At 75.0% G+C, this 21,409-nt stretch carries 18 protein-coding genes; 2 read left to right on the top strand and 16 right to left on the bottom strand.

From position 1 onward, the window contains the following. Positions 1 to 4: 4 nt before the first annotated feature. The 3 genes from IE305_RS13785 to IE305_RS13775 form a co-directional block, all read right to left on the bottom strand. Positions 5 to 2,479, bottom strand: coding sequence for a glycosyltransferase (locus tag IE305_RS13785; RefSeq protein WP_190129896.1), 2,475 nt, complete (start codon positions 2,477 to 2,479; stop codon positions 5 to 7). 38 nt (positions 2,480 to 2,517) lie between these two features. Next, a complete protein-coding gene (locus IE305_RS13780) occupies positions 2,518 to 3,324 on the bottom strand; it encodes a GntR family transcriptional regulator (RefSeq protein WP_190129812.1) in 807 nt (268 codons plus the stop codon). A 177-nt stretch (positions 3,325 to 3,501) separates the two neighbouring features. Next, positions 3,502 to 4,887 carry an aspartate aminotransferase family protein gene (locus IE305_RS13775; protein ID WP_190129811.1) on the bottom strand — a complete coding sequence of 462 codons (1,386 nt, stop codon included), beginning with the start codon at positions 4,885 to 4,887 and terminating at the stop codon, positions 3,502 to 3,504. 352 nt (positions 4,888 to 5,239) lie between these two features. On the opposite strand from IE305_RS13775, the gene IE305_RS13770 reads away from it, so the two are divergent. After that, entirely contained in the window at positions 5,240 to 7,036 is a 1,797-nt protein-coding gene (locus IE305_RS13770) for a serine/threonine-protein kinase (RefSeq protein ID WP_190129895.1), read from the top strand. 70 nt (positions 7,037 to 7,106) lie between these two features. Here the strand turns inward: IE305_RS13770 and IE305_RS13765 are convergent, their stop codons facing one another. Next, the gene (locus tag IE305_RS13765) at positions 7,107 to 8,390 is read right to left on the bottom strand and encodes an adenylosuccinate synthase (protein ID WP_190129810.1); all 1,284 of its coding nucleotides are present in this window, start codon (positions 8,388 to 8,390) and stop codon (positions 7,107 to 7,109) included. Between the two features lie 177 nt (positions 8,391 to 8,567). Here IE305_RS13765 and IE305_RS13760 point away from each other — a divergent pair, with 177 nt between their 5' ends. Continuing rightward, entirely contained in the window at positions 8,568 to 9,407 is an 840-nt protein-coding gene (locus IE305_RS13760) for a diacylglycerol kinase (RefSeq protein ID WP_190129809.1), read from the top strand. 386 nt (positions 9,408 to 9,793) lie between these two features. On the opposite strand, the gene IE305_RS13755 is transcribed toward IE305_RS13760, so the two are convergent. From IE305_RS13755 to IE305_RS13700, 12 genes are all read right to left on the bottom strand, one after another. Beyond that, entirely contained in the window at positions 9,794 to 10,465 is a 672-nt protein-coding gene (locus tag IE305_RS13755) for a response regulator (RefSeq protein ID WP_190129808.1), read from the bottom strand. Continuing rightward, entirely contained in the window at positions 10,462 to 11,784 is a 1,323-nt protein-coding gene (locus IE305_RS13750; protein WP_373311616.1) for a sensor histidine kinase, read from the bottom strand. The genes IE305_RS13755 and IE305_RS13750 overlap by 4 nt, the downstream gene beginning before the upstream one ends. A 65-nt stretch (positions 11,785 to 11,849) precedes the next feature. Beyond that, entirely contained in the window at positions 11,850 to 12,584 is a 735-nt protein-coding gene (locus IE305_RS13745; protein ID WP_190129806.1) for an alpha/beta hydrolase family protein, read from the bottom strand. Next, positions 12,581 to 13,879, bottom strand: coding sequence for a kynureninase (gene kynU / locus IE305_RS13740; RefSeq protein ID WP_190129805.1), 1,299 nt, complete (start codon positions 13,877 to 13,879; stop codon positions 12,581 to 12,583). Before kynU ends, IE305_RS13745 begins: the two co-directional genes overlap by 4 nt. Continuing rightward, a complete protein-coding gene (locus IE305_RS13735; protein WP_229890914.1) occupies positions 13,872 to 14,738 on the bottom strand; it encodes a tryptophan 2,3-dioxygenase family protein in 867 nt (288 codons plus the stop codon). Before IE305_RS13735 ends, kynU begins: the two co-directional genes overlap by 8 nt. Positions 14,739 to 14,848: 110 nt before the next feature. Then, complete coding sequence (locus tag IE305_RS13730) at positions 14,849 to 15,262, bottom strand: DUF3151 domain-containing protein (protein ID WP_190129803.1); 414 nt, start codon at positions 15,260 to 15,262, stop codon at positions 14,849 to 14,851. Between the two features lie 125 nt (positions 15,263 to 15,387). Continuing rightward, positions 15,388 to 16,830 (bottom strand): MFS transporter, encoded by a 1,443-nt coding sequence (locus tag IE305_RS13725; protein ID WP_190129894.1) that lies wholly within the window; start codon positions 16,828 to 16,830, stop codon positions 15,388 to 15,390. A 137-nt stretch (positions 16,831 to 16,967) separates the two neighbouring features. Further along, complete coding sequence (gene fbaA, locus IE305_RS13720) at positions 16,968 to 17,990, bottom strand: class II fructose-bisphosphate aldolase (protein ID WP_190129802.1); 1,023 nt, start codon at positions 17,988 to 17,990, stop codon at positions 16,968 to 16,970. Between the two features lie 228 nt (positions 17,991 to 18,218). Beyond that, positions 18,219 to 18,758, bottom strand: coding sequence for an orotate phosphoribosyltransferase (gene pyrE / locus IE305_RS13715; protein ID WP_190129801.1), 540 nt, complete (start codon positions 18,756 to 18,758; stop codon positions 18,219 to 18,221). A gap of 42 nt (positions 18,759 to 18,800) precedes the next feature. Beyond that, positions 18,801 to 19,604 (bottom strand): aldose epimerase family protein, encoded by an 804-nt coding sequence (locus IE305_RS13710; protein ID WP_229890912.1) that lies wholly within the window; start codon positions 19,602 to 19,604, stop codon positions 18,801 to 18,803. Positions 19,605 to 19,646: 42 nt separating this feature from the next. Continuing rightward, positions 19,647 to 20,570 carry an SRPBCC domain-containing protein gene (locus IE305_RS13705; RefSeq protein ID WP_190129800.1) on the bottom strand — a complete coding sequence of 308 codons (924 nt, stop codon included), beginning with the start codon at positions 20,568 to 20,570 and terminating at the stop codon, positions 19,647 to 19,649. Between the two features lie 107 nt (positions 20,571 to 20,677). Continuing rightward, positions 20,678 to 21,328, bottom strand: a complete 651-nt coding sequence (locus tag IE305_RS13700; RefSeq protein WP_190129799.1) for an NAD(P)-dependent oxidoreductase — start codon at positions 21,326 to 21,328, stop codon at positions 20,678 to 20,680. Between the last annotated feature and the right edge of the window lie 81 nt (positions 21,329 to 21,409).

Below are 21,409 nucleotides of genomic sequence, written 5' to 3'. Positions count from 1 at the left end.
GGCCTCAGCCGGTCCCGCGGACGTCCCACACCCACGTGTCGCCGGCCCGTACGGGGGCCTTGCCGACCAGTGCGGTGACCGTCTCGCGCAGTTCCTGCGCGTGCGGGTGGTGCGGCAGGACGAGCGCGTCGGCGCGCCAGAAGTCCAGGTCGCGCTGGAAGTCGCGGCGGACCCGGGCGTCGACGGCGGGCTGCTTGCCCGTCTCGGCGACCTGCCGCAGCAGCTCGGACGTGGCGCGCGGCTCCGGCCCGTAGATGCCGGTGCGGTCCGGGCCCCAGGGGCCGTTGAAGTAGCCGCCGGGGAAGGGGAAGCCCAGGTCCGCGTCCATCTGCCAGCCCAGGGCCGCGGTGTCGCTCGGCGAGGGCACCGGTACGGGCACCAGGGAGCGGCCGGGGCGCACGTACTGGCGCCAGGTGCCGTCGGCGACGAAGGCGGGCGCGGGGGCGCGCTCGATCACCGGGTACGGGGTGGGCAGCAGGGGCAGCACGGCGACGACGAGGGCGGCGCAGCCCAGCACGCGGCGCGACGCCTCGCGCTCGCTGCGGGGCCGGCGCAGCACCAGCCGGTCGCAGGCCAGCGCGACGAGGATGCCCAGGACGGGGGCGCAGACCATGGCGACGCGGGACTCGATGACCGACTCGTAGAACGGCAGCTGCGCCAGCAGCCGCCACGGGCCGGGGAGGGTCTTGTCGGTGCCGGGCAGCGGGATGTTCTGGCCGAGGGAGAGGACGGCGGCGGCGAGCGCGGTGAGGCCGAGCGCGCGGACGCGCGGCTGGTCGCGCAGGTGCACGCAGACGGCCACGGCGACGGCGACGAGCGGCCAGCCGAAGAAACCGTTCTCCTCGGTGCGGTTGAGCGACAGCGACGCCGCCACCTTCTCGTCCCCGGCCAGCGAGCGGGTGGCGAACTCCAGCAGCGCCATCGGGTGGTTGCCCACCTGGCCGTGCAGCACGCTGTGGTAGCTCTGCGGGCCCAGGAACTGCCAGCCCACCGGGACGATCACCAGCGGTACGGCGACCAGCGCGGCCACGCCCAGGCCGCGCAGCAGGGGCCGGGCGACGGCACGCGCGACGTCCGGTGCGGCGATCGCGTAGAACAGCGCGAACAGCGCCATGCCGGTGACGGCCAGCAGCAGCGCCTCCTCGCCCAGGAACACCTGGTAGGCGAGGAAGAGGCCGAGCACGACGCCGTCGCGCCGGGTGCGGCGGCCCTCGCACAGCCGCAGCGCCCGGTCGACGATGAGCGGCATCATGAACAGCACCGCGAAGTTGGGGTGGGCGGTGCCGTGGGAGACCATGGGCGGCGCGAAGCCGCACAGCCCGCCGCCGAGCGCGGCCGCCCAGCGGGAGCGCACGAAGCGCCGGGCCAGCAGCCAGTACCAGGAGAACGCGGTGGCGGCCGTGCCGCCGATGAGCACCACGGCCCACGTGACGTGCGCACCGAACGCGAGCGTGACGGGCGCGAGCGGCACCGACAGGCCCAGCATGACGGTGTTCGCCATGAGGTTGACGCCCAGCGGGAAGTTCTGGAGGTCGCTGAAGAGCGGGTTGCGCAGGTGGGCGACGTTGTCCGCGGTGACCGCGAAGAACCACTCCCACTGCGTCTGGTCGGAGCCGGAGTCGGCCAGGTAGCGGTGGCCCGGGCCGGTCAGCAGCCCGGAGTAGAGGAACAGCGCCAGCAGCAGGTAGAGCGCGGGCACGGCCAGGGCGGCGGGGCCGGCGGCGCGCCAGCGGAGGCGGACCACGTCCGCCAGCACCCGCGGGTAGGCCAGCGGCCGCACCTTGGACCCGGGCTGGTGGGCCCAGCGGACGGGCACCTCGGCCACCTCCCAGTCGCGCTGGTGGAAGAAGCGCAGGATCTCCACGTCGAAGCTCCAGCCGTCCAGGCGGGAGTCGGCGAACGCGGCCCGCACCTTGTCGCCGTCGAAGAGCTTGAAACCGCACTGCGTGTCGCGGATGCCGGGCACGGCGGCGGCGCGTATGAGGCCGGCGCCCAGCCGGCCCAGGAGCTCGCGCACCGCGTGCTGGCGCACCGCTATCCGCGAGTCCGGCAGCGCACGGGAGCCGACGGCGGCCGCGGCGCCCGCGTCCAGCCGCTCGCTCAGGGCGCCGAACTCCTCGATGGGCGTGGCCAGGTCGGCGTCGGTGACCAGGACGCGGCGGCCGCGCGAGGCCAGCACGCCGGTGCGGACGGCGTGGCCCTTGCCGCGGTTCTCGGGGGTGCGGAGCAGCCGGACGCGGGGCTCCTCGCGGGCGGCGGCCTCGGCGACGGCGGCGGTGCCGTCGGCCGAGCCGTCGTCGACGACGATCAGCTCCCAGTCGGTGCCGGGGAGGGCGCGGAGGTGGTCGCGCACGGCGCGGAGCGTGGGGCCGAGCCGTTGTTCCTCGTTGTACGCGGGGACGACGACGGTGAGGTCGACGGTGCCGCGGTCCGGGGCGGGGCCGGCCGGCGGGCCGGCGGTGGCGCCGGCGGCGGGTATCGCGGGGCGGTCGGCGGGCGGCACGGCCGCGGAGGTCGTCACGAGCGGGCCTCGTTCCGCTCGGCGAGGGGGGAGGGGGCGCCGGGTGCGGTGGGCGTGGCGGGGGCGGTCGGGGCGTGTGCGTCGGCGGCGTGTGCGGGCGCGTGGGCCGGGGCGCAGGTGCGGGTGGTGCGCGCCGCGCAGAGCGTGTCGACCAGCCTGCGGGTGTGCGCGGCGTAGCCCTCGATGATGTCCTGCGCCCGTTCGGCGTCCTGGGAGGCCACGGCCTCGACCAGCTCGACGTGCCGGTCCCAGAGGCGGCCCCGCAGGTCGCCCAGGCGGCGCAGCAGCGGCACGGTGAAGACCCAGCCCTGCACCCGGATGCGGTCGAGGAAGGCGGATATGTACGGGTTGCCGACGAGGCCGGCCATCTCGCGCCAGAACCGCAGGTCGTAGCCGATGAGGATGTCGAGGTCGCCGGCCATGGCGGCGCGTGCCGCCTCCTCGGCGCGGCGCCGCACGGAGGCGAGCGCCTCGGGGGTGGCGGCGTACAGTGCGCGGGCCGCCGAGCGGCGGAAGACACCGTCGATGATCAGCGACCGGGCTTCGAGCATGGCGGTGAAGTCGGCGTGGGAGAACTCGCGCACCCGGTAGCTCTTGTGCAGCTCGACGTCGAGCAGGCCCTGCGAGCACAGGTCGAGGAGCGCCTCGCGGACGGGCGTGGCCGACACGCCGTACTGGTCGGCGATCTCCTTGACGGTGAACTGCCGGCCCGCCGGGAGCCGTCCCGCGATCATCTCGTCGCGCAACGCCTCGGCGATCTGTGAGCGCAGCGTCGTGCGCTTGACAGGCTCACTGCCGGGCATGGTCTCCGTCTCCCCTTCCGTGACCGCGCGCCGGGCATGCGAACGGCCCATCGCACACGAAAGGTTCACGCTACCAGGGGTTACGGAGCGGATCGGAGTGCGCACGGAGCGCGTACGACAGGGGCGCGCTGCTCACGCGGGCGCGCCCCTGCCGTCGGAGCCGGACGGCAGCGGCCGTCAGCCCCCGGTGGTGTACGTGTCGGCCACCGACAGGGCGGCGTCCAGGGCGGCCAGGCCCTCCTTCGCCTCCTCCTCGGTGATCGTGCAGGGCGGCACCACGTGGGTGCGGTTCATGTTCACGAACGGCCACAGGCCCGCCTTCCGGCAGGCCGCCGCAAAGGCGGCCATGGGGGCGGCGGCCTCGCCCGCGGCGTTGTACGGCACGAGCGGCTCGCGGGTGTCCCGGTCGCGGACGAGCTCCAGCGCCCAGAACATGCCCAGGCCCCGCACCTCGCCCACCGAGGGGTGGCGCGCGGCGAGTTCGCGCAGGCCGGGGCCGATCACGTCGGCGCCGATGCGGGCGGCGTGCTCCACCACGCCCTCCTCCGCCATCGCGGTGATCGTGGCGACGGCGGCGGCGCAGGCCAGGGGGTGCCCGGAGTAGGTGAGCCCGCCGGGGTAGGGGCGGTCCTCGAAGCCGGCGGCGATCTCCGCGGAGATCGCCACGCCGCCCAGCGGCACGTAGCCGGAGTTGACGCCCTTGGCGAAGGTCAGCAGGTCGGGGACGACGTCGAAGTGCTCGGCGGCGAACCAGCGGCCGGTCCGGCCGAAGCCGGCCATCACCTCGTCGAGGACGAGCACGATCCCGTACCGGTCGCACAGCGCACGGACGCCGGGCAGGTAGCCGGGCGGCGGCACCATGATGCCGGCGGTGCCCGGCACGGTCTCCAGCACGATCGCGGCGATGGTGCCCGGCCCCTCGAAGACGATGGTGTCCTCCAGGTGCGCCAGCGCCCGCTCGCACTCCTGCTCCTCGCTCGTCGCGTGGAACGGCGAGCGGTAGAGGTACGGCGCCCAGAAGTGCACCACGCCCGCCGCGCCCTGGTCGGAGGGCCAGCGGCGGGGGTCGCCGGTCAGGTGGATCGCGGTGGTGGTGGCGCCGTGGTACGAGCGGTAGGCGGAGAGGACCTTGGTGCGGCCGGTGTGCAGCCGGGCCAGGCGGACGGCGTTCTCGACCGCCTCCGCACCACCGTTGGTGAAGAAGATCTTGTCGAGGTCGCCCGGCGTGCGCTCGGCGATGAGGCGCGCGGCCTCGGCGCGCGCCTCCACCGCGAATCCGGGCGCGAACGTCGCGAGCCGGCCCGCCTGTTCCTGGATCGCCGCGACGACCTTGGGGTGCTGGTAGCCGATGTTGGTGAAGACGAGGCCGCTGGAGAAGTCGAGGTAGCGGTTGCCGTCGTGGTCCCAGAAGTACGAGCCCTCGGCGCCGGCCACGGCGAGCGGGTCGATGCGGCCCTGCGCGGCCCAGGGGTGGAAGACGTGCGCGCGGTCGGTGGCCTTGATCGCGGCCCCGGCCGCGGGGTCGCCGGGGAGGGAGGAGGGGGACGGGTTCGCGTTGCTCACGGGCGTGACCTCGGGGTGGGACGGCCCAGCGGCGGCTGGGGACCGGGCGGGCAGGGGGCGCTGTGTGCTGCGTACGCGCCGAGCCTAGGCCGCGCACGCCCCGTACGGCACCGGCACTGTGTCGGCCGCTCGCCGCGCACGTGGACACAGTGCCGGGCGCGGCGCCCCGCCGCGCGGATACCCGCCCTCCGGCGGTGCCGCTATCCTCCCCGCACCGAACACGGGGGAAGCGCACGGGGAAACACGCGCGCGGGACGCGCCCGGGGGGCACCGCATGAAGAGCAACGAACAGCACGAACAGAACGAACGGCAGCAACGGGATGAACAGGGTGAGCGGGGCGAACCGCCGGTGATCGAACGGCTGCGGCCGGAGGACCCGCGCACGCTCGGCGCCTACCGGCTGCTGGGCCGGCTCGGCGCCGGCGGCATGGGCCGCGTCTACCTGGCCCGCTCCGGCCGGGGCCGCATCGTCGCGGTCAAGCTGATCCAGCCCGAGCTGGCCGGGCAGGACGAGTTCCGCCGCCGGTTCCGGCAGGAGGTACGGGCCGCACGGCGGGTCGGCGGCGAATGGACCGCGCCGGTCCTCGACGCCGACACCGAGGCGGAGATCCCCTGGGTCGCCACCGGCTACATCGCCGGCCCCTCGCTGCGGCAGGTCGTCGACCGCGACCACGGCGCGCTGCCCGAACGCTCGGTACGGGTGCTCGGCGCCGGCCTGGCCCGCGCGCTCCAGGCGGTGCACGCCGCCGGGATCGTCCACCGCGACCTCAAGCCGTCCAACGTACTGCTCACCCTCGACGGGCCGCGCGTCATCGACTTCGGCATCGCCCGCGCCCTGGACCCCGTCACCGACGGCGGCGTCACCCGCACCGGGCAGGCCGTCGGCTCGCCCGGCTTCATGTCGCCCGAGCAGGTGCGCGGCGAGATCGTCACCCCGGCGGGCGACGTCTTCTGCCTCGGCTCGGTGCTGGCGTACGCGGCCACCGGCCGGTCGCCGTTCGGCACGGCCGACAGCGGCGCGCACGCCGTGATGTACCGCATCGCCGAGGAGGAGCCCGACCTCACGGGCGTGCCCGGGGGGCTGCTGGAGCTGATATCCGCGGCCCTGGCCAAGGCGCCCGGCGACCGGCCGACGCCCGAGGAGTTCCTGCGCCTCACGGGCGCGGCCGACCTCACCGCGACCCTCGCCGACCCCCGGTCGTCGGCCGAGCCGTGGCTGCCCGCGGCGCTGGTCGCCCGCCTGGGGCGGCACGCGGTGGCGCTGCTGGAGGTGGAGAGCCCGGAGGGGCCGGAGGGCCCGGAGTCCCCCGCCGGGGACGGCGAGGCGCCCACCCGCGTGGTGCCGCCGGTGGACGCCCGGCCGGCCGACCCGCCGACCGTCACCGCCTCCGGGGGCCACCCGCTGCCACCGCTCGCCCCGCCGCCGGGGCCGGGGGCGGGGGCGGGGGCGGGGGGCGCCTACGGGCCATACGCGCCGTACGGGATGCCCGGCGGCCCCGTGCCGCCGATGCCGCCGGTGCAGCCGGCGCGCCCGTCCCGTACCCCCCTCCTGGTGGCCGTGCTGGTCACCGCCGCGCTGCTGGCCGGCGGCGGCACCGTGTACCTGCTCACCCGGCCGCGCGACAACGCCGGCGGCCATGCGAGCGCCTCGTCCGGCACGGCCCCCGTCACCGCACCCCCGGCCGGCGCCTCGCCGAACTCGTCGGCGACGCGCCGCCCCACGGACGACAGCACCGAACCGGACCCCGTCCTCTCGCTCTCGCCCGCGGCCTCGCCCACCGCCGGCAACACCGGCGCGCAGGCGTACGCCGGCACCTGGCAGGCGGCCTTCAACTCCGGCAGCGGCCTCAACAACCGCACCCTCACCGTCCGGCGCGGCACGGTGACGCAGGTGACCATCCAGGGCAGCGGCGTCCTCGACGACGGCACGCCGTACAGCTGCCAGTGGACGGCGACGGCCACCGGCGGCGGCACCGCCGGCACCCCGCTGCACCTGGGCCCGTCGACCGTCACCCAGGCCAGCCCCCGCTCGGCCTGCCAGCCCGGCTCGGCCTCCGACCTGGTGCTGCTCCCGGACGGCCGGATGCGCCGCGACTTCACCGACAGCGGCACGCGCGACGCGTCGCTGGTCTACAGCAGAACGGGCTGAGAACGCGACCGCCCCGGCGGCCGGAAGGCCACCGGGGCGGTACGCGCGCAGACCGGACCGGTCGGACCGGTCAGAGGAACGAGCGGATCTCGATCGTCTCGTCGCGGCCGGGGCCGACGCCGATCGCGGAGATCGGGGCACCCGACATCTCCTCCAGCGCCTTCACGTACGCCTGGGCGTTCTTCGGCAGCTCGGAGAAGGTCTTGGCCTTCGAGATGTCCTCGGTCCAGCCCGGCAGCATCTCGTAGACCGGCTTCGCGTGGTGGAAGTCGGTCTGGCTGTAGGGCAGCTCCTCGACGCGCTTGCCGTCGATCTCGTACGCCACGCAGACCGGGATCTGCTCCCAGCCGGTGAGCACGTCGAGCTTGGTGAGGAAGAAGTCCGTCAGGCCGTTGACGCGCGTCGCGTAGCGGGCGATGACCGCGTCGAACCAGCCGCAGCGGCGGTCACGGCCGGTGGTGACACCGCGCTCGCCGCCGATGACGCGGAGCTTCTCGCCGTCCTCGTCGAACAGCTCGGTCGGGAACGGGCCGGCGCCCACGCGGGTGGTGTACGCCTTGAGGATGCCGATCACCCGGTTGATCTTCGTCGGGCCCACGCCCGCGCCCGTGCAGGCGCCGCCCGCGGTCGGGTTCGAGGAGGTGACGAAGGGGTACGTGCCGTGGTCGACGTCGAGCAGCGTGCCCTGGCCGCCCTCGAAGAGGACGACCTTGCCCTCGTCGATGGCGTTGTTCAGGATCAGCGTCGTGTCGGCGACGAACGGCTTGATCTGGTCGGCGTAGGCCAGCAGGCCGTCGACGATCTGCGCCGAGTCGATGGCGCGGCGGTTGTACAGCTTGGCGAGGAGCTGGTTCTTCAGCTCCAGCGCCGCCTCGACCTTCTGGGTCAGGATCGACTCGTCGTAGAGGTCCTGGACCCGGATGCCCACGCGGTTGATCTTGTCGGCGTAGGTCGGGCCGATGCCGCGGCCGGTCGTACCGATCTTGCGCTTGCCGAGGAAGCGCTCGCCCACCTTGTCGAGGGTGACGTTGTAGGGCGTGATCAGGTGCGCGTTACCGCTGATGAGCAGCTTGGACGTGTCGACGCCGCGCTCGTTCAGCCCGCTCAGCTCGGAGAGCAGGACCGCCGGGTCGACGACGACACCGTTGCCGATGACCGGGGTGCACCCCGGCGAGAGGATCCCGGAAGGGAGCAGGTGCAGCGCGTATTTCTGGTCACCCACGACCACCGTGTGGCCGGCGTTGTTGCCGCCCTGGTAACGCACCACGTAGTCCACGGAGCCACCGAGCAGGTCGGTGGCCTTTCCCTTGCCCTCGTCACCCCACTGAGCACCGAGCAGCACAAGTGCGGGCACAGGCGTACACCCCTTCCGGGCGGGGCATGTCCAACGTGCACAGGTGGCGGGAGGGCCGCTCAAACGGGCCTTTCACCGCCGCCGGAGCCGTCGAACCGGTGCCCCGGATAGACGAAGCCCCTGGCGCAACAGCGACAGGGGCTCTTGCACCGAGAGATTACCTGAGGAAGGACGAACGTGTCGGCTGCAGACCCGACCGGAGCGCAGCTGCTCGTCGTCATCGACCCGGTCGCGCGGCGTGTGGACGGCGAGTCCACACGGATCGCGAGGGACGTGCTGTGCGCCGGAGCGGTGGCCAAAATCTGCCTCCCGAGCGGGGCGGAGGAGGTGGCACGGGCGGTCGCCAGACGGGGTCGCCGCCGGACCGTCGTCATCGGTGACGACCGGGCCCTGCTGCGCGTGGTCGGCCTGCTGCACCGGCGCCGCGAGCTGGCCGACACGCCGCTGGCGTGGGTGCCGGTCGGTTCGCTGCCGGCCGTGACGGTGGCACGCGAGCTGGGCGTGCCGCTGGGGGCGGTCGCCGCGGCCCGGGCGGTGCTGGAGGGCGTGGAGCGGCGGCTGGGGCTGCTGGCGGACGACAGCGACGGCGTGGTGCTGCACGGCCTGCACGTGCCGTCCGGCGCGTCGCACCGCGCCGCGGCCGTGCCGGCCGGGGGCGGCGCCCCCTGGTGGTCACCGGCGGCCCGCACGGCCCGTACGGCGCTGACGCTGCTGTCGGGCCCCTCGGACCGGCACCCCCTGCCGGGCTGCGCGCGGCTGCGGGTGGAGGCGGACGGGGTGCTGCTGGCGGACCTGGACCGCCCGGTGGGCCGCGTCGCGGTGTCCGCGGTCGACGGCCTGGCCCACGTGGCGATCCACCCCCGCACAGGCACCCACCCCCTCCGCACCCACGCCCGCACGGTCACGGTCTCGGGCCCGGACTTCCGCTACCGAGCAGACAACCGCGTCCGCGGCCCGGTACGCACCCGCACGTGGACGGCGGTCCCGGAGGCCTGGCGACTGACGCTGCCGGGGTAGGGGGCGGTGCGGGGGGCGGATCGAAGGGGCGCAGCCCCTTCACGCCCGCGCCGGCGCGAGGGGCCGGGCCCCTTCACCGCCCGCGACCCGCGGGGCTCGAAAGGGCCGCCAGGCCCTTTCATCCCGCCGCGACGGCGCGCAACCACAACGGCGCAGCCCGGCGGTGCCGAACCCACCGGCCGGGGACAGCACGGCACCGCCGGGCTCCGCCGTGGGGGCTGATCACCGTCGCGGCGGATTGAAGGGGCGGAGCCCCTTCACGCCCGCGCCGGCGCGGCGGGTCCGAAGGGGCCGGGCCCCTCACGCCCACGCCGGCACGGCGGGCTCGCAGGGGCCGGGCCCTTCACGCCCGCGCCGGCGCGTCGGAGGCCCCCCGGCGGGAGCCGTCACGCGCCGGGCCGTACCAGCCCCGTCTCGTACGCGAAGACCGCCGCCTGCGTGCGGTCGCGCAGGCCCAGTTTCACCAGGATGCGGCTGACGTGCGTCTTCACCGTCGACTCCGCCACCACCAGGTCCGCCGCGATCTCCGAGTTCGAGCGGCCCTGGGCCACCAGCACGAGGACCTCCGTCTCGCGGTCCGTGAGGTCGCCGAAGCGTTCGGCCGAAGGGGGCGGCGTCGTGCGGCCCGCCGCGCCCAGGCGGGTGAACTCCTGGATGAGGCGTTTGGTGACCGCCGGGGCCAGCAGCGCCTCGCCGGCCGCGACGACGCGTACGCCCTCCGCCAGCTGCGTCGCCGACGCGTCCTTCAGCAGGAAGCCGCTCGCCCCGGCGCGCAGCGCCTGGTACACGTACTCGTCCAGGTCGAACGTGGTGAGCACCAGCACCTTCGCGTCCGCGTCGGCCGCGACGATCTCCCGGGTGGCGTCGAGGCCGTTCATCTCCGGCATGCGGATGTCCATGAGCACCACGTCCGGGCGGAGCGCGGCGACCTTCCCGACCGCGTCGCGGCCGTTCACCGCCTCGCCGATCACCTCGATGTCGGGCTGTGCGCCCAGCAGCACCGAGAAGCCCTCGCGGACCATCATCTGGTCGTCGACGATCAGCACTTTGATGCTCACTCGGCCACCGCCTCCGCGCCGGGCAGGAACGCCGTCACCTCGTAGCCGCCGTCACCCGTGGGCCCCGTGGCCATGCTGCCGCCGAGCATCGTGACGCGCTCCCGCATGCCGAGCAGACCGTGGCCCGCGCCCGGCGACGGCTTGGCCAGCCGGTCCGGCCGGCCGTTGACGACGCGCAGGCCCAGCCCGCCCAGGACGTGGCTGATCTCGACGCGCGCGGGCGCGCCCGGCGCGTGCCGCAGCACGTTGCTGAGCGCCTCCTGCACGATCCGGTACGCCGACAGCTCCACGCCCTGCGGCAGCCGCCGCACCGGCCCGGTCACGACGAGTTCGACACTCAGCCCGGCCTGGCGCACATTGGCCAGCAGCCCGTCCAGGTCGGCCAGCGTGGGCTGCGGGGCCTCCGGCCCCGCGTCGCCGAGCGCGTCGGGGTCCTCGGACCGTACGACACCCAGGACGCGCCGCAGCTCGGTCAGCGCGGCCACCGCGTTCTCGCGGATCGTGGCGAACGCGGCGGCGAGCTCCGGCGGCGGGTCCTGCACCCGGTACGGCGCGGCCTCGGCCTGGATCGCGACGACCGACATGTGGTGCGCGACGACGTCGTGCAGCTCGCGCGCGATGGTCGTGCGCTCCTCCAGCAGCGTGCGCCGTGAGCGCTCGGCGCGCGTGACCTCGGTCTGCACCTCCACCTGCCGCCGGGAGTCACGCATCGCCCGCCACGCCGCCACGGCGAAGAGCACGACGCCCGAGGCCACCGTCATCTCGAAGAGGACCCCGTAGCCGTAGCCGTAGGAGCCGCCCACCGAGCTCATCGCCGCGCCGAAGGCCGTGGTCAGCAGCCACATGCCGGCGGCGAGGCGGGGCCGGGTGCGCAGGGTGACGAGGGCCATCACGACGAGGTGGGACGCGAACCACACGGGGTTCCACGGCGTGCCGCCGACGACCGCGGCGCTCAGGAAGGCCGCGCCCAGCGACAGCCACCAGGCGCCGACCGGCCGGAACAGCGTCGTCACCAGCGGCACGACGGCGATCGCCGAGAACAGCAGGGCGTCGAGGCCCGGCCGGCGCGAGAACAGGGCGAGTGCCATCAGCAGGGCCAGCCCGGCGACCGCCGCGTGCGGCAGCCAGCGCACGTACCGCCGCAGCCCGGCCGGCACCCGGCGCAGCAGGGGGTGACCGTCGGCGAGGGGCGGCAGCGGCCGCAGCGCGAAGGCGTCGGTGAACAGGTCCTGGCGCAAGCCGGCGAGGGCGCCCCTGACGAGGTGGAACTCGCTGCGCGGGGCGGCGGTCGTGGGAGAGGTGTCGGTCACGCCGTCCACCGTAAGGAAACGTTTCCATCCCGGCGTCCCCACGGAAGCGGATCTGTGCGGGTCCGTCTCAAGTACTACCCGGCGGACCGCCCCGGGTCCTCCCTCACTGCTTCGCGCAGGACGTCGTACGCCGCCGTGCCCGGCGTGAGGGGCGCGAAGTGGTCCGCGCCGGGGAGGACGCGCAGCTCCACACGGCCGCCGGCGGCCCGCGCGGCGGCCGCGTAGCCGGTGGACAGGGCGGCCGGCACGTCGGCGTCGTCGCTGCCGTGCAGCACGGTGACGGGCACCCGGGCCGGCACCAGCCGTACGGGATCGGCACCGGCCTCGTCGTGCCCGCCCAGCAGCTCGTCCACGGCACCGTCGCTCAGCCGCAGCCGCCGGGCCAGCCCGAGGTCGGCGACGGGCGCCACGGCCACCACGTGGTCGACGGCGAGCCGTGCCCCGGCGGGCGAGGAGACGGCCCAGAGCGCGAGGTGCCCGCCGGCGGAGTGCCCGACGAGTACGTGCCGGCCGACGCCGCCGGCCGACCGCGACCCCACCGCCGCGACCACGTCCTCCGCCGTCGCCGGCCAGCCCCCTCCCCCGCCCACCCGGCGGTACTCGGCCAGCGCCACCTCCACGCCCTCGGCCGCCAGGGCCTGCGCCAGCGGCACCAGGTAGGAGCGGTCGTAGCGCTGCCGCCAGTAGCCGCCGTGCAGCAGGGTCACGCGGAGCCCGGCCGGGCCGTGCGCCGGCGGGCCGTACACGTCGACGACCTGGCTGGGGTGCGGCCCGTACGCGAGCGTGGTGCGCGGGCCGGCGGCGGTCACCGGACCGGCCCCGACGTCACCACCTCGCCGAGCACCCGCGCCGCGCGCTCGGTGTCGGCGAACGACGTGTACAGCGGCGCGAAGCCGAAGCGCAGCACGTCCGGGCGGCGGAAGTCGCCGACGACGCCGCGCCGGACCAGCTCCGCCATGACGTCCCCGGCGCCGGCGCAGCGCAGCGACACCTGGCTGCCGCGTTCCTCGTGCGGCAGCGGCGTCACGCACTCCGTGCGCCCGGCGGGCACGTACCGTTCCACGCAGCGCAGGAAGAAGTCGGTCAGGTCCAGGCTCTTGGCGCGCACCACGCCCAGGTCGACGCCGTCCCACACGTCGAGGGCCGCGTCGAGCGCGAGCAGCGACAGGATCTCCGGCGTGCCGACGCGGCCGCGCACCGCGCCGTCCGCGGGCGTGTAGGCCGGGTCCATGCCGAAGGGGTCGGCGTGCGAGTTCCAGCCGGGCAGCGGCGAGTCGAAGCGCGGCTGGAGTTCGCGGCGCACGTACAGGCAGGCGGGCGCGCCCGGCCCGCCGTTGAGGTACTTGTACGTGCACGCCACCGCGAAGTCCGCGCCGGACGCGTCGAGCCCGACCGGCAGCGCGCCCGCGCTGTGGCACAGGTCCCACACCGTGCGGGCGCCCGCGGCGTGCAGCGCCCCGGTGATGCCGGGCAGGTCGTGCAGCCGGCCCGTGCGGTAGTCGACGTGGTTGACGAGCGCGACGGCCGTACGGGGCCCCGCCGCCTCGGCGACGTCCGTGGCCGGCACCGCCCGCACCGTACAGCCCGTCAGACGGGCGGCGGAGGCGGCGATGTAGCCGTCGGTGGGGAACGTCGCCGCGTCGACGAGGACCTCGTCGCGGCCCGGCGCCGCGGCCCGCGCCAGCCGTACCGCGCCCACCACGGCCTTGAACACGTTGACGCTGGTCGAGTCGCCGGCCACCACCTGCCCGGGGGCCGCGCCGAGCAGCCGGCCGACCCGGTCGCCGACCCGCTCCGGCGCCGTCCACCAGCCCGACTCGGTCCACGAGCGGATGCGCAGCCGGCCCCACTCCTCCTCGACGACGGCCGCCAGCCGCCCGGCGACGCCGCGCGGCAGGGCGCCCAGCGAGTTGCCGTCCAGGTAGACGACCCCTTCCGGGTCGCCGGGGGCGTCGACCACGAACGCCTCCCGCCGGTCCCGCAGCGGATCGGCGGCGTCCAGCGCGGCGGCCTCGGCGGCCAGGCACGGCGGCCCGCCCGTCTCCGGCTCCGGCCCCGCCCACGGGGCGAACTCGGGCACCCCGCCCGGGAACACGTCAGACATGGCTGCGGGCCGTCCACAGCTCGGGGAACACGTGCTTCGCGGCCCGCTTCTCCAGCCACGCCACGCCCGCCGAACCGCCCGACCCCACCTTCGCCCCCATGGCCCGGCGGGTCGCCACCAGGTGGTCGTTGCGCCAGCGCCACACCAGCTCGGCGACCTCCGTCAGCGCCTCCCCCAGCCGGCACTCCGGGCTGTGCTGGTCACCGGCGTACACCTGCTGCCACACCCGTTCCACGGCCGGGTCAGGGGCGTAGCGCTCCGCCACGTCGCGGTGCACGACCGCGCCGGGTATCGCATGGCCGCGCCGCGCCAGCCAGCGCAGCACCTCGTCGTACAGGCCCGGCTCGTGCAGCGCCTTCTCCAGCTCGGCGTGGATGCGCGGCGCACCGCGGTAGGGCACCAGCATGGCAGCCGACTTCTCGCCGAGCAGGAACTCCAGCCGCCGGTACGTGGCCGACTGGAAGCCGGACGCCTCCCCCAGCGCGGCGCGGAACGCGTTGAACTGGGCCGGCGTCAGGTGCGCCAGCGGCTCCCAGCACGCGTTGAGCGCCCGGAGCTCGTACGTGGAGCGCTTCAGCGCGGCCATGGCCCGCGGCACGTCGTCCTCGCGCAGGCCCCGCGCGGCGGTCTCCCACTCGTGCACGATCAGCGTGAACCACAGCTCCATCACCTGCGTGGTGACGAGGAACGACATCTCGCCCGGGTCGTCGGTGAGGGGCTGCTGGAGGTGGGACAGGACGTCGGCCCGTACGTACTCCTCGTACGGGGTGGAGCCGGAGAACTCGAGGTTGGGCCCGGGAACGGGAGCCCCGTCCGGGGCGGGTGGTGCGGGCGGGCCGAGCGGTGGTTCGGGGAACACGTCGCCTCCCTGCAAGTCGCACGCCCCCCGGGATCGCCGGGGGCACGCCGCGATCATGCGGTGCCGGACGCCGCCACGGCAAGGGCCGTGACGGCGTCCCGGCCGGGCGGTCAGCCCAGGGTGTTGGCGGCGGTCGGCGAGCTGTCGCGCAGGAACTGCGAGCAGCGCTCGTACTCCTCCTGCTCGCCGATGGCCTGCGCGGCGCGGGCCAGCGCGTGCAGCGCCCGCAGGAAGCCGCGGTTGGGCTCGTGCTCGAACGGCACCGGCCCGTGGCCCTTCCATCCGCTGCGGCGCAGCGCGTCCAGGCCGCGGTGGTAGCCGGTGCGGGCGTAGGCGTACGACTCGACGACGCGGCCGGCCTCGAACGCCTCGTCGGCCAGCTGCGCCCACGCCAGGGAGGAGGCGGGGTACTTCGCGGCGACGTCGGCCGGGGCCGTGCCGGAGGCGAGCAGCTCGCGCGGCTCGGGGTCGTCGGGCAGGTGGGTCGGGGGCGGTCCCCCGAGCAGGTTCTCGTGAATGGCCATGGACTCCAGTCTGCCCGCTCGCGGGGCCGGTGGGCGGCCCGGGGCACGGCCTGTCCGCGGCGGGCGGGGGCACGGGGCGGGGGCACGGGGCACGGGCGGGGCAGGGCCTGTCGTCCGGTCGCGCGTCACGTCTCGCCCGGGTCGAGTGGCGGTGAGGACACCCCGCAGTGGTACGCGCACTCCGGGTGGCAGCTGCGGCGGCGCCGGTCGCGTACGGTCGTCCAGGCCAGCACCGAGCCGGCCACGAGCGCGCCCGCGCACAGCACCATGGCGCGGGTGAAGGCGGCGTCGAACGCGGCCGGGTCGCGCTGGGCGTCCTCGCCCATGCCGGCGGCCAGCGGGAGCGCGGCGACCGCGACGAGGCCGGCGGCCCGCGCGGCGGCGTTGTTGATGCCGCTGGCCAGGCCCGCGCGGGACACGTCCACGGACGCCAGCACGGTCGCCGTCAGCGGCGCCACCAGCACCGCCATGCCCAAGCCCAGCACCACGAGGGCGGGCAGCACGTCCCGCCAGTACACCGCGCCGCTGCCGGCCCGGGTCATCAGCAGCAGCCCGCCCGCGCACAGCAGCGGCCCCACGGTCAGCGGAAGCCGCGCGCCGATGCGCTCGGCGACGCGGCCGGAGCGCGCGGACAGCAGCAGCATCAGCACGGTGGTGGGCAGCAGGGCCGTGCCGGCGGCCAGCGCCGACCAGCCGGCGACGATCTGGAGCTGGAGCACGGCGAGGAAGAAGAAGCCGCTGAACGCCGCGTACACGAACAGCGTGACGACGTTGACGGCGGTGAACGTCCGGGCGCGGAAGATCTCCAGCGGCAGCATGGGGTTGGGCCGGCGCCGCTCCACGACGACGAACGCCACGCCGAGCAGGACGCCCGCGACGGCCGGCCCGAGCACAGCGGGCGAGGCGCCCCGGCCGGGCGCGGCGATCAGCGCGTACGTCACGGCGCCCAGCGCGAGGGCGCCGAGGGCCGCGCCGAGCACGTCGAAGCGGCCGCCTGCGGCGGGGTCGCGGGTCTCGGGGACGCAGCGGCGGGCGACCAGGACGCAGACCGCGGCCACGGGCAGGTTGATCAGGAACACCCAGCGCCAGCCCGGCCCGTCGACCAGCCAGCCGCCGACGAACGGGCCGACCGCGGCGGCCACGCCGCCCAGCCCGGACCAGGCGCCCACCGCGGGCGCCCGGTCCTCGGCGCGGAAGACGGACTGGAGCAGGGCGAGCGAGCCGGGCGTGAGGAGGGCGCCGCCGACGCCCTGGAGCGCGCGGGCGGCGATGAGCACGCCGGCGCCGGGTGCGAGCCCGCAGGCGAGGGAGGCGAGGGCGAACCAGATCACGCCGAGGAGGAAGATCCGGCGCCGTCCGTAGCGGTCGCCGAGCGAGCCGCCCAGGAGGATCAGCCCGGCGAGGGTGAGCATGTAGGCGTTGACCGTCCACTGGAGCGCGGCCAGGCCCACACCGAAGTCGCGGCCGATGTGCGGCAGGGCGACGGTCACGACGGTGCTGTCCAGCAGGGCCATGCCGCTCCCCAGCACGGCCGTGAGCAGCACGGCCCGGCCCGGCCCGGTGCCCATGCGGACGTCGGGGGGCGCGGGGGCGGGGGCGGTCACGGGGCGCGAACCGGTCACCCTCGCATGGTCGCGCAAGGGCCCGGCCGCCGCATGGTGACGGCGACCGGGCCCTTCGGATCCGGCTTCAGCGGATCACTGGGTCACTTCAGCTTGGTGCCCGTGGAGCGCAGGTCGGCGCAGGCCTTGGCGACGCGCTCGGCCATGCTCGCCTCGGCCAGCTTGCCCCAGGTGCGCGGGTCGTAGGCCTTCTTGTTGCCGACCTCGCCGTCGACCTTCAGGACGCCGTCGTAGTTCTGGAACATGTGGGCCGCGACGGGGCGGGTGAAGGCGTACTGGGTGTCGGTGTCGAGGTTCATCTTCACGACGCCGTTCTCCAGCGCGGTGCGGATCTCCTCCTGGGTGGAGCCGGAGCCGCCGTGGAAGACGAAGTCGAAGGGGTTGTCCTTGCCGAAGCGGGCGGCGACGCCCTCCTGGAGGTCCTTGAGCAGCTCGGGGCGGAGCACGACGTTGCCCGGCTTGTAGACGCCGTGGACGTTGCCGAAGGAGGCGGCCAGCAGGTAGCGGCCCTTCTCGCCCAGGCCCAGGGCCTCGGCGGTGCGGACGGCGTCCTCGACGGTGGTGTAGAGCTCGTCGTTGATCTCGTGCGAGACGCCGTCCTCCTCGCCACCGGTCGGGGTGATCTCGACCTCGAGGATGATCTTCGCGGCGGCGGCCTTGGCGAGCAGCTCCTGGGCGATGGCCAGGTTGTCGGCGAGGGTCTCGGCCGAGCCGTCCCACATGTGGGACTGGAAGAGCGGGTTCTCGCCCTTGGCGACGCGCTCGGCGGAGATGTCGATCAGCGGGCGGACGTAGCCGTCGAGCTTGTCCTTCGGGCAGTGGTCGGTGTGCAGCGCAATGTTCACCGGGTACTTCTTGGCGACGACGTGCGCGAACTCGGCGAGCGCCACCGCACCGGAGACCATGTCCTTGCTGTACTGGCCGCCCAGGAACTCCGCACCACCGGTGGAGATCTGGATGATGCCGTCGCTCTCCGCCTCGGCGAAACCGCGCAGGGCGGCGTGCAGAGTCTGCGTCGAGGTCACGTTGATGGCCGGGTAGGCGAACTTGCCTGCCTTCGCCCGGTCGAGCATCTCGTTGTAGACCTCGGGGGTTGCGATGGGCATCTGTCCGCTCCTTGTGATGTGCGGTTACGGGCGAATTCTGGGCCCTGACCTAGGGGGCGACGGTCATCGTCGCCACCATCTTCCCAGACTCCCCGCATTACTCCACATGAGGCTCACGCCTCCCCGCACGGGGGAAAGGCGCGTGGTTTCACGTGAAACCACGCGCCTTTCCTCACGCGATCATCCTCCGAATGCGGGATATCCGCAGGTCAGAGCGGGAGGCCGGGCTCAGGCCAGGTCGAGGTCGGCCAGCGTGTAGCCGGTGAGGTAGCTCAGGCCGGCGTCCTGAATGGCCTGCTCGGCACCCCGGTCGACGATGGTGGCCACGGCCACGACCTCGGCGCCGGCCTCGCGCGCGGCCTCCACGGCGGTCAGCGGGGAGCCGCCGGTGGTGGAGGTGTCCTCGACAACGAGCACCCGCCGGCCCTTGATGTCCGGGCCCTCGATGCGGCGCTGCATGCCGTGGGTCTTCTGCGCCTTGCGCACGACGAACGCGTCCAGCTTGCGGCCGCGCGCGGCGGCGGCGTGCAGCATCGCGGAGGCCACGGGGTCGGCGCCCAGGGTGAGGCCGCCGACGGCGTCGAAGTCCAGGTCCGCGGTCAGGTCCAGCATCACCTGGCCGACCAGGGGCGCCGCCTCGGCGTCCAGGGTGATCCGGCGCAGGTCGATGTAGTAGTCGGCCTCCTTGCCGGAGGAGAGGGTCACCTTGCCGTGGACCACGGCCTTGTCCTTGATGTGCTGCAGCAGGGCGTCGCGCGCGTCGGTCATGCCCCTGAGCTTAGGCCACGGTCCGGCCGGGTCCCGGTCCGCTCAGGCCGTGGTCCGCCAGGTCCAGGTGGTCGAGATCTCCAGCGGGTCGATGGGCGTGACCAGGCGGGGCTGGGTGTTGAGCCCGTTGGGCGGCCCGGACTGCGGCTCCACGCACACCGCCTCGGCCTGCTCGTCGTAGACGACGACCCACTCGGCGCGGCTGGTGATCCTCAGTTCCAGGGCGTCCGGCCAGCGCAGGGTGACGTCCACCCCGTCGGGCATGCCGAAGCAGTCGTCCCAGGGGCCGGGCTGCGGGTCGATGCGGCGGCCGGTGGGCAGGTGGTCGGCGCCGCGCTCCTCCTGCCAGGCGGGGCTGAAGCCGATCTCGGCGTCCTTGCCGGTGCCGAGGTTCCGCAGGAACCACGGGTGCCAGCCGGCCTGCGCCGGGAACGAGTCGCCGTACGTCTCCACGCCCATGGCCAGGGTCAGGGACCCGGGGTTCAGCTCCACCATCTGGGTGACCTTGCCGCTGTACGGCCAGGGGTCGGCCAGGTCGTACGTGAAGACGGCCGAGCGCTCGTCGGCCCGGCGTGTGGTCCAGGCGACGTCCCGGCCGGTGCCGTGAATGGCGTGCGGGCCCGAATTGACGGGCATCTGGTGCACGTCGCCGCCGTTGCGGAAGCGGCCGTGGTCGATGCGGCCGCACCACGGGACCATGGGGAAGCAGCCGTACCGGTCGCCCTGCCGCAGCAGCTCGGTGCCGTCCAGGCGCAGGCTGGTCAGCCTGCACCCGTGGACGGGGTCCACGGTCACCTCGGCACCGCCGGCCGTCAGCGTCACTGTGTGGGTCAGGTTCTCGCTCACGGTGCCGACCCTAGGGCCTCCGCCGGTACGGGGCCCGCCGGTTCACCGACGGCGGCGCAGCGCGCGCGTCACCACGACGGCGCCCGCGATGGCGAGCGCCGCGGCGGGCGCGGCCCAGCGCAGGGCGGCGGTGCCGGTGGCCGCCTCGGGCGCGGGGACGGGCGCGTACCGGCCGCGGGGCGGCGCGTGGTCGACCTCCTCGGCGCTCCGGCCGATCATGGTGCGCCGGGCGTGCGCCGCCTCTGCGGGCGGCTCCTCACCGCTGCCGCCCGCGTTCTCCGCGGCGGCCCCGAACCCTTCGGGCAGTGCGGCGTCCGCGAGGTCGCCGCTCTCGACGCCGCTGCCGGAGGCGGTGCCGACGAGGTCGTCGCCGTTGCCGAGGGGGGTGCCGGCTTCGTCGCCGAGGCCGGCGGCGTGCGGGTGGCCGCCGCGGGTGTCGGGCGTGGTGCTGTCGGGGCCGGTGGTGTCAGGGGCTTCGGTGTCGGGAGCTTGGGCGTCGGGAGCGGCGTCGTCCGTCCTGTCCGTCCCCTCCGCCGTGTCCTCGCGGAGGGCGTCCGTGAGGGCGGCGCCGAAGCGGTCGAGCAGGCGGCGGCCCGCGGACTCGGTGGTCTTGGGGTCCAGCTCGGCGAGGCGGCCGGCGCCGCTGACCGTGCCGGTGCAGGTCAGGCGGGTGCCGCCGGGTGCCTCCTCGGGCAGCGCGGTCAGCGTGAACGTCACCGTGGCCGAGCCCCGCACCTCGGTGCCCTCGCCCGACAGCTCGTACGCGCCCCCGCGCTCGGTGAGCCGCAGCGCGCCCCGGTACGTGATCGTGGAGCCGCCGATGCGCAGCCGCAGCCGTCCGGACAGCGCGGTGTCCGACGCGGCGTCCTGCTGCAACCCGGGCACGCAGCGGGCGACGCGCGCCGGGTCCGCCAGGACCTTCCGCACCGCGTCGGGGGGGAACGGAACGAACACCTCATGCTCCATGGCAAGCGAGCCTACCCACCGCCTCCGCCGTCGTTGCCGCCCCGGTCGAATCCGATCGAACTTTCCGTCAGAAGACGGTCAGAAGCCGGTCGGCAGCACCTGTTCCGTCAGTAGCCCACGGTGAAGCGCTCGCCGACGTGCTGCGGCTTCTCGATCTCGTCGACCAGCGCGACCGCGTAGTCCTCGGCGGAGATGCGGCTCGTGCCGTCGTCGTCCACGACGAGGTCCTCCAGGGCCGTGCGGTAGCGGCCCGTGCGCTCGCCCGGGGCGATCTGCCCGGCGGGGCTGAGGTTGGTCCAGCGGACGTCGGTGACCGAGCGGTAGACGTCGAGGGCGTCGCCGTGCGCGTGCATGATCTGGAGCAGTTCACCGGGCAGGCCGGGCGCGTCCCACACCCGGCTGCCGTCGGCGGTGCGCAGGGAGCCCGCGCCGCCCACGGCGATGATGCGCGGGGCCGCGTCGCCGAGCTGTCGTACGCCGGCGACCAGGGCTTTCGCGGCGGGCGCGATGGTGGCGGCGTGACCGGGGCCGCCTCCGCCGCCGACGGCGCTGACCACGACGTCCTGGCCGCGCGCGACCCCGGCCACCGCGTCGGCGTCGAGGACGTCGCCGGTGGTGACCGTGAGCCGGGGATGCTGCTCGGTGAGCCGGGACGGGTCGCGGACGACCGCCGTGACCTCGTGACCGCGGTCCAGCGCCTCCCGCAGGACGCGGCTGCCGATCATGCCGGTGGCGCCGAAGAGGGCGATCCTGGCCATGGGCTTCTCCTCCCGAATGCTCCCGGCGCTCCCGGGTGATCCTGCGTGATCCCGGATGTTCGAGCGCGGCACTGCCGCATG

Origin of the sequence: Streptomyces mashuensis, assembly GCF_014654785.1 — a bacterium.
Classification (GTDB): Bacteria; Actinomycetota; Actinomycetes; order Streptomycetales; family Streptomycetaceae; genus Streptomyces; species Streptomyces mashuensis.
This window is presented reverse-complemented; position numbering and strand designations above follow the sequence as displayed.